Source organism: Streptomyces sp. STR69 (assembly GCF_024519455.1).
In the GTDB taxonomy this organism is placed as follows: domain Bacteria; phylum Actinomycetota; class Actinomycetes; order Streptomycetales; family Streptomycetaceae; genus Streptomyces.
Genome location: NZ_JALJRY010000050.1, coordinates 34,882 through 43,049, shown reverse-complemented (window position 1 = coordinate 43,049; position 8,168 = coordinate 34,882). Strand labels below are relative to the sequence as shown.

At 69.9% G+C, this 8,168-nt stretch carries 8 protein-coding genes; 6 read left to right on the top strand and 2 right to left on the bottom strand.

The features are described 5' to 3' along the window. Positions 1-334 precede the first annotated feature (334 nt). On the bottom strand, positions 335-865 hold the full coding sequence (locus tag OC490_RS47475; RefSeq protein WP_262064279.1) for an ATP-binding protein: 531 nt from the start codon (positions 863-865) through the stop codon (positions 335-337). A gap of 157 nt (positions 866-1,022) precedes the next feature. Between OC490_RS47475 and OC490_RS47470 the strand changes: the two genes are divergently transcribed. The 3 genes from OC490_RS47470 to OC490_RS47460 are packed head-to-tail and all read left to right on the top strand — an operon-like array spanning position 1,023 to position 2,289. Then, on the top strand, positions 1,023-1,898 hold the full coding sequence (locus OC490_RS47470) for a helix-turn-helix domain-containing protein (RefSeq protein ID WP_262064278.1): 876 nt from the start codon (positions 1,023-1,025) through the stop codon (positions 1,896-1,898). Continuing rightward, entirely contained in the window at positions 1,895-2,104 is a 210-nt protein-coding gene (locus tag OC490_RS47465) for a DUF397 domain-containing protein (protein WP_262064277.1), read from the top strand. Before OC490_RS47470 ends, OC490_RS47465 begins: the two co-directional genes overlap by 4 nt. Beyond that, positions 2,068-2,289, top strand: coding sequence for a DUF397 domain-containing protein (locus tag OC490_RS47460; RefSeq protein ID WP_262064276.1), 222 nt, complete (start codon positions 2,068-2,070; stop codon positions 2,287-2,289). The genes OC490_RS47465 and OC490_RS47460 overlap by 37 nt, the downstream gene beginning before the upstream one ends. Positions 2,290-2,341: 52 nt before the next feature. Here OC490_RS47460 and OC490_RS47455 read toward each other — a convergent pair whose 3' ends face one another. Beyond that, entirely contained in the window at positions 2,342-2,896 is a 555-nt protein-coding gene (locus tag OC490_RS47455; protein WP_262064275.1) for an O-methyltransferase, read from the bottom strand. Positions 2,897-3,439: 543 nt separating this feature from the next. Between OC490_RS47455 and OC490_RS47450 the strand changes: the two genes are divergently transcribed. The 3 genes from OC490_RS47450 to OC490_RS47440 form a co-directional block, all read left to right on the top strand. Continuing rightward, on the top strand, positions 3,440-4,117 hold the full coding sequence (locus OC490_RS47450) for a peptidase E (protein WP_262064274.1): 678 nt from the start codon (positions 3,440-3,442) through the stop codon (positions 4,115-4,117). Between the two features lie 254 nt (positions 4,118-4,371). Continuing rightward, positions 4,372-7,497 (top strand): sacsin N-terminal ATP-binding-like domain-containing protein, encoded by a 3,126-nt coding sequence (locus tag OC490_RS47445; RefSeq protein WP_262064273.1) that lies wholly within the window; start codon positions 4,372-4,374, stop codon positions 7,495-7,497. A gap of 146 nt (positions 7,498-7,643) precedes the next feature. Then, on the top strand, positions 7,644-8,168 hold a 525-nt coding region (locus tag OC490_RS47440; RefSeq protein WP_262064272.1), incomplete at its 3' end, for a calcium-binding protein.

Below are 8,168 nucleotides of genomic sequence, written 5' to 3'. Positions count from 1 at the left end.
GTGTGAGACCGACTCCGGGTGCTGCCCGGTGCCGCTGGTTCGGGTGTTTGTCGGCGGTGTGCCGGGACTGGGCGCGCGGGGGCGCGCTAATGTCGTGCGTATCCATCGGGAAGGTCTCTTCTTCCTTGGTGGTCAGGCCCTCGCCTTGGGATGCCAGTCCCGGCGAGGGCCGTCGTATGTCTGCGGTCTGCGGTCTGCTGTCCGCGGTTGTGTTGCGCTGAGCGTAGATCACGCAACCCGCTCGGAATCCAGCCCAGTTGGCGATGTTCACCCACATGGGTGATTCGCGGATTCGGCCGGCGGGAGGGTGGGGTGGGGCTTGGTGGGGGTTCTTTCACCGTCGTGGTTCTTGGGAAAAGGCGCCACTTGCACCGGAGTTCGGGTTCCCGGAGATCGGTGGCTCCGGCGACTCCGGTGGCTCTGGTGGCTCTGGTGATTCCGGTGTGAAGTTCAGGTCCGCCCAGACCGTCTTGCGGGGGCGTCGGCCCGGGGACCAGCCCCAGCGGTCGGCGAACGCCTCGACCAACAACAGGCCGCGGCCCGACTCCCCATCCATCGTGGCGTTTTGAGGGAGGGGCGGGCAGTCACCGCGGGTGTCGGTGACCTCGATGCGCAGGGTGTTGTCGATGACGCAGAGCATGAGTCTGAAGTCCCGGCCGGGGACGCGGCCGTGGGTGCTCGCGTTGGTGGCGAGTTCGGCGACGAGTTGGCGGGCCGGGTCCAACGGGAGCCCCCAGGCGCGGAGTTGTTCCGTCGCGAGGAGGCGGGCCAGGCGGGCTCCTCGTGGGGTGGAGGACAGCTGCACGCTGAAGTTGCGCGTGGAGTAGTTGGGTTGGGTTTCGCGGGTGGAGGTTTCCTGAATCACGTCACTCAGCGTGGCCGTGCGTGCTTACCGTGAACAGTGACATGGCCGTTGCGTACGGTGACTGTCCAGGCGTTGTCCGGTCGTGTCCAGGCTGTCGATACGGGTCGCGCGGGTAGGGGCGCCCCGGCACGGTCGTACGGATCAGGAGGGGCGCGAGATGTCGTTGGACGAGGTCGAGGCACAGCTCAAGACGGAGGCGGACGAGCCGGGTTGGGAGGTGGATCCCGACGACGAGTGGGGGTTGGCGGTCCTCGCGACGGTGGGGCGGCAGCTGAGGCTGCGGCGCGAGGCGGTGGGGATGCGGGTCGCCGACTTCGCGGTGGCGGTGGGGTACAGCGAGGACCTGGTCTACAAGATCGAGGCGGGGAAGCGGATCCCTCGGCCCGAGTATCTGGACAAGTCCGAGGAGAAGTTGGACGCGCACGGACTCATCTCGGCGATGAAGGAGGACGTCGCCAAGGTCCGGTACCCGAAGAAGGTGCGGGCGTTGGCGAAGTTGGAGGCTCAGGCGGTCGAGATCGGGGTCTACGAGTGCAACATCATCGCGGGGCTGTTGCAGACGCCGGAACATGTGCGGACCGTGATCGAGGCGGCGCAGCCGCCGTATTCGCCGGATGACGTGGAACGCTCGGTCGCCGCCCGGCTGGCCCGGCAGGCGGTCTTCGAGCGGGACCCGGCTCCGTCGATCCACTTCGTGCTGGAAGAGGCTCCACTGCACCGACAGGTTGGGGGCACAATGGTGTGGCGACGGCAGCTCGAACGTCTGCTGGAGGTGGGACGGTTGCGTAACGTCACGCTTCAGGTCATGCCGACGAACACCGAAGCCCATCCAGGTCTGGACGGCAGGATCGAGTTGCTCAAGTTCCCGGACGGGACGGCGGTGGGCCGCGCAGACGGCGGCTTCGGCGGTCGCCCGACCTCGGAACCAAAACAACTCCGCATCCTTGAGCTGTGGTATGGCATCATCCGGGCGCAGGCCCTCTCCCCACGGGAGTCCCTGGCCTTCATCGAGCAATTGCTGGGAGAGACATGATCCGCAAGGCCCCCACCAGGGACGGCTCCGAACTGGCGTGGTTCAAGAGCAGTTACAGCGGCGGCACCCAGGGCGACTCGTGTGTCGAGATCGCCGCCGTCCCCGGCACGGTCTACGTCCGCGACTCGAAGAACGTGGAGGGCCCGCGGTTCACGGTCGCCCCCGCCGCATGGATGGGTTTCGTGCAGCAGTTGGGAGAAGCGTGACGTCGCCCGAACTGGCCTGGTTCAAGAGCAGCTACAGCGACGGTCCAGAGGGCGACTCCTGCGTCGAAATAGCAGCTGCCCCCGGCGCTGTCCACATCCGCGACTCCAAGCACACCGAGGGCCCCCGGTTCGCCGTCGCCCCGTTGGCCTGGGCGGACTTCGTGACGTACGCGTCCCACCCCTGACCCACCCCCTCCACCCCCTCCTCAAAAAGTGTGACACTCCCCACCTGAAGTGTCACACTTTTCGCGCAACAACCGCTGAACTGGCGGGTGTTGTGAGTACTTCCGTGGCGTCCAGGGCTGGATGAGTGAGGTAGAACAGGCGGAGCTCATCCACTTCACCGCCGAAACGAGGCGGCCAATGGGGCGACGGGGCGAAGTCGTCCAGGATGAGAAGGCCACCAGGAGCAAGCAGCTCGACGACCCTCTCGGGATCGTCACGCTTGCCCCCGCCGTCGCAGAAGAAGACATCGAAGGGGGCGTGCTGCTCAAGCAGCCGCCAGTCGCCGGTGAGGACGCTGACGCGGTCGTCGTCCGCGAAGACACCGGCCGCTCGGCGGGCCAGCTCCTGGTCACGCTCCACCGTCACCAGGCGGGCACCGGCGCCGAGCCCACTGTGCAGCCAGGCGGTACCCACGCCCGAGCCGGTCCCGCTCTCCGCGATGACTCCGTAGGGTTTCGCAGCAGCGGCCAACCCGAGCAGCCTGCCCACCTCGGGGATGCAACTGTTCGTGAATCCCACCTCGGAGGCGACATGCTCCGCGGCCACCACACGAGGCGGCGCCCCCATCGCTCAGCCCCGCAGACATCGGGCAATGAGCTGTGGACCCTCGGCGCTGAGCAACTGCGGCATGAGTCGACGTAACGCAGCCGCCTGCTGATGGACTCGCTTGAGCGTGGCCCGCCGGGTCGGAGCCGAGCCGGGAACGTCTTGAGGGGGACCGCATCCGCTCATGACGTACAACTCCTCCAGCCATACTCCCCTGGGCCTCACGCCGTCCGATGAGGCCGGGGCGATCCGCGTCGTCACCTCCGGCTCGTGCACGTCGAGGAACCAGACCTCCACGTCCAGGCGGTCGCTGTGGAAGCGAAGCCCATGGTCAATCCGCTCCGGTCCCGAAAAGCCGGCCTCCTCGACCAGAAACGCGAACTCGACGCAGACCTCCGCCAGGAAGTCCTCGGTCCGATCCCCCCGATTCCCCATGCTTCGATACTGCGAGATCGTCAGCGCCCGCGAAAGACCCGAACCGGAACCCGCACCCGCACCCGCACCCGCACCCGCTGAATCGTCGCGAGACTCGCGCCCACCCCGCCCCCGTGCTTGGCTCGCCCGATGAACCAGAAGAACCTTCTGTTGACGGCGAGCGGGCTGCGCAACGACACGTTGCGAGACGCCCTCCGGGACATGCTGGGGAAGCCGTTCGGGTCGGCGAACGTCGTCTACGTGCCCACGGCCTCCGTCGCCGAGCCCGGGGACCACACATGGCTGATCGCGGACATGAACCGGCTGCACGGTCTCGGCTGGCGGGAGTTCGACGTCCTGGAACTCAACGGCCTGCCCCGCCAACTGGTACTCGACCGACTGCTCCACGCCGACGTCATCTACGTCGAGGGCGGCAACCACTACCACCTCGCCCGCAGCATCACCGGCAACAACCTGACCGACGGCTTCCTGGAGGCACTGGAGAGCCGGGTCTATGTCGGAGTCAGCGCCGGATCGATGATCTTCAGCCAGAACCTCACCGGACACTCCGCCGACGTCATCGGAGACACCGCCGACCTCCACCTCCTCGGCGCGAGGACCGTAGAGCCGCCGTTCGCCCTCTTCGACTGGTATCTCAAACCCCACCTCTACTCGCCGGACTTCCCCGAGCGCGACGACGCCTGGGCCGACCGCATCACCGCACGCGCGGACTTCCCGATCTACTTCATCGACGACGACACGGCCATCCGCGTCAGGGACGACGAGACGGACGTCATCTCCGAAGGCCGGTGGCGATTCCACCCGTAGCGCCACGCAAGGCGGAATGGACCACTCACCCGCAGCCGCCAACGAACCGGGAGCGGGTCGTGGCGGTACGGCGCAGCCCGCCGCTTAGCTGGTCCCCACGCCGTCCACTGTGGCAACGAACAGAGGGGCGCAACCCGCGGCGGGCTCGCCGTACCGCCACGACCCCGACCCCCACCACCGCCTGCGGGCGAAAACCCAGCACTCCCCTCCGCGCGGTACCTTCATCGCGACGTCGATGAGGAGAGTGAACGTACGTGAGTAAGTTCGTGCGGCCCGCCGCCGAGGGTGCCGACCCGTTCGGGACCGCCCGGCTGCGGCGTGGGGTGCTCGACGCCTGGGCGACCAGCCCCGCCCGGTTCCGGGAGGACGCCAACGCCGAGGAGGACCTCGTCCTCGGCGGGTACCGGGACCGGCTCGTCGTCGAGCTCGCGCAGAACGCCGCCGACGCCGCCGCCCGCGCAGGCGTGGCCGGCCGGCTCCGGCTCACCCTCCGCGACGGCGTCCTGTGCGCCGCCAACACCGGTGCCCCCCTCGACGCCGCCGGCGTCGAATCGCTCTCCACCCTCCGCGCCTCCGCGAAACGCGACGCGGGCGACAGCGCCGTAGGACGTTTCGGCGTCGGCTTCGCCGCCGTCGTCGCCGTGACCGACGAACCCGCCCTCGTAGGACGCCACGGAGGCGTCCGCTGGTCCCTCGCCGAGGCCCGCGAACTCGCCGACGACACCGCCCGGCACAGCCCGGGACTCGGCACGGAGATCCGCCGCCGAGACGGCCACATCCCCCTCCTCCGCCTCCCGTTCGCCGCCGTGGGCAGCGCCCCCGACTCCTACGACACGGTCGTCATCCTCCCGCTGCGCGACACCGCCGCCGAGGACCTCGCCGAGCGTCTCCTGAACGCTGTCGACGACGCCCTGCTGCTCGCCCTGCCGGGGCTGGCCGAGGTCGTGATCGAGATCGGCGACGGCGCGCCCCGCACCCTCACCCGCCGCGGCGACCGCGCCGACACCGTCGTCGACGACACCCGGGACGGCACCACCCGCTGGCGCACCGTCTCCGCGCACGGCGAACTCGCCAAGGAACTCCTCGCGGACCGGCCCGTCGAGGAACGGCTGCGGCCCTACTGGTCCATCACCTGGGCCGTGCCCGTCGACGCCGACGGAACCCCGGCCCACCCCCGCACCAGCCCCGTCGTGCACGCGCCCACGCCCAGCGACGAACCCCTCGGCGTACCCGCGCTGCTCATCGCCTCCCTCCCGCTCGACACCACCCGCCGTCACGCCGCCCCCGGCCCGCTGACCGACTTCGTGGTGGAGCGCGCGGCGGACGCCTACGTCGAACTCCTCGCCGCCTGGCGGCCGGTGACCGCCGGCATCATCGACCTCGTGCCCGGCCCGCTGGGCAAGGGCGAGCTGGACGGCACCCTGCGCCAGGCCATCCTGGACCGGCTGCCGCGCACCTCCTTCCTGCCGCCCGCCGTCGAACCCCCCACCGAGGACTCGGAGTTGCCCGAGTCACTACGGCCCCGGGACGCCGAGGTCGTCGAGGGCGCCGGCGCCGACACCGTGCGCGTCCTCGCCGAAGTCCTCCCCACCCTCCTCCCCGCCGGCCTCGAACGCCGCGTGGAACTACGGACGTTGGGCGTCGCCCGGGTCCCGCTCGCCGACGCCGTGGACCGGCTGGCCGGCCTGGAGAAGGACCCCGACTGGTGGCGACGGCTCTACGACAGCCTCGCGGGCGTCGACCCCGACCGGCTCACCGGACTACCCGTACCGCTCGCAGACGGACGAACCACCATTGGCCCCCGCCAAGTCCTCCTCCCCACCCCCGACTCGGCCCAGGTAGAACCCGAAGTCCTCGCCCGGCTCGGCCTCAAGGTCGCCCACCCGGACGCCGCGCACCCCCTCCTGGAGAAGCTCGGCGCGCTGCCCGCCACCCCCCGCGCTGTCCTCACCACGCCCCAGGTACGGGCCGCGGTGGCCGCCTCCCTCGACGACGAGGGCGGCGCCGTATGGGACGAACCCACCCCGGACGCCGAGGAGTTGGCCGACACGGTGCTCGCCCTCGTCCGGGACGCGGGCCTGGAACCCGGTGACGAACCCTGGCTCGGCGCGCTCGCCCTCCCCGACGAGGAGGGCGAACTCGCGCCCGCAGGCGAACTCGTCCTCCCCGGCAGCCCGTTCGCCCAGGTGATGCGCGAGGACGAACTCGCCTTCGTCGACCCCGAGTTGGCCGAGCGCTGGGGTGAACAACCCCTCGCTGCCTGCGGAGTCCTCGCGAACTTCGCCCTCGTCCGTGCCACCGACGTAGTTCTCGACCCGGACGAACTGGAGCCCAGGGACGGCGACTTCGCGGAACCGGACGACCCCGGCCTGCTGGATTCGGTGGACGTATGGTCCGAGGACATCCTCGACCGCTTCCCCGACACCCCCGTACCCCCCGTCGCCACCGAACTCGTAGCGGTCCGCGACCTCGACCTCGTCGACGACGACCGCTGGCCCCAGGCCCTCGCCCTCCTCGCCCAGCCCCCACTCCGCGACGCGATCACCCAACAGGTCCGCATCCTCCTCCCGGACGGCACCCACGAGCTCGTACGCCCGTACACGGCTTGGTGGTTGCGAGGCCACCCGGTACTGGACGGCCGCCGTCCGGCAGGCTTGCTCGCGGCCGGTGGCGACCCCCTCCTCCGAGGTCTCTACGACGAGGCGGACGCAACCGGCTTCGACGACGAACAGGTACTCCGGGCCCTCGGCGTCCGCACCTCCGTCGCCGCCCTCCTCGACGAGCCCGGCGGTGCCGCCGAACTCCTCGACCGCCTCGCCGACCCGGACCGCGAGGTCACCGGCGTCCAACTCCACGCCCTCTACGGAGCGCTGGCCGACCTGGAGCCCGAACAGGTCACACTTCCGGACGACTTGAGGGCCGTGGTCGACGGCGAGGTGACAGTCGTGGACGCGGCGGACGCCGTGGTCGTCGACTCACCCGACCTGCTCCCCTTCACCTCCGGCACCCCTCTCCTCCCCGTACGCCCGTCCAGGGCAGCGGAGTTGGCCGAACTGTTCCAGGTCCGGCGCCTGAGCGAGTCGATCACCGGCGAGGTCACCTCGGAGGGCACCGAACACGACGTACCGGATTCCGTCCGCGTCCTCCTCGGCCCCCTCACCCCCGCGACCTACGTCGAGCACGAGGAACTCGTCGTGGACGGCGTGGAGATCGACTGGCGCCGCACCCGCGACGGAGTGCTGCACGCCTCGACCCTGGAAGGCGTCGCCGCCGGACTCGCCTGGGCGGCCGGGCAGTGGCCGCGGCGCTTCGAGGTGGCCGCCCTCCTGGAGGACCCGTCCCGGACGGAGGAGCTGGCCCGGGACCGCTGGTTCGACTGACCGGACGGCAGCCGGGGGCCCGGAGGGATCTTCACCAACATCCCAAGAAAAAGTCACGAGATGTACAACCATTCCCCCGGCTCGCGAATCTGATCACCTGAGCCACCCGGCTCCATGATCTCGTTCACGTTCCACTGGGGGAACACATGCGCATACGTGCCACCGTCGTCGCCGTCTCCGGCGCCCTCGCCCTCTCCGCCCTCGCGGTCCCGGCCGCCCAGGCCGACGGCGGTACGGGCGACACCAAAATCACCAAGGTGGTCGTCGACGGCGACAACACGGTCAGCGTGAGCGCCGCCAGCACCAAGAGCATCAAGGTCAGCGTGACGGCCACCGACAACTCGGGCATCGCGAGCGCCGACGAGTTCTCCCTGATCGGCCCCAACTACGGCTACCTCTCGACCGCCAAGCCCACCTGCGTGAAGGTCAACGCCACCACCTCGACCTGCTCCGCCTCGGTCCTGGTCGACCCGAGGGTCGGCGACGTCTTCAACGACGAGGCCGGCACCTGGTACGTCGACGCGTGGGTCGACGCCAAGGACGGCGACTTCATCTGGAAGGAGAAGGCCGCTTCCTTCAAGCTCCAGCGCGCCTCCCAGCTGACCGCCAACGCCGCCCCGGAGCCGGTGAAGAAGGGCAAGACCATCACGGTCACGGGCAAGCTGTCCCGC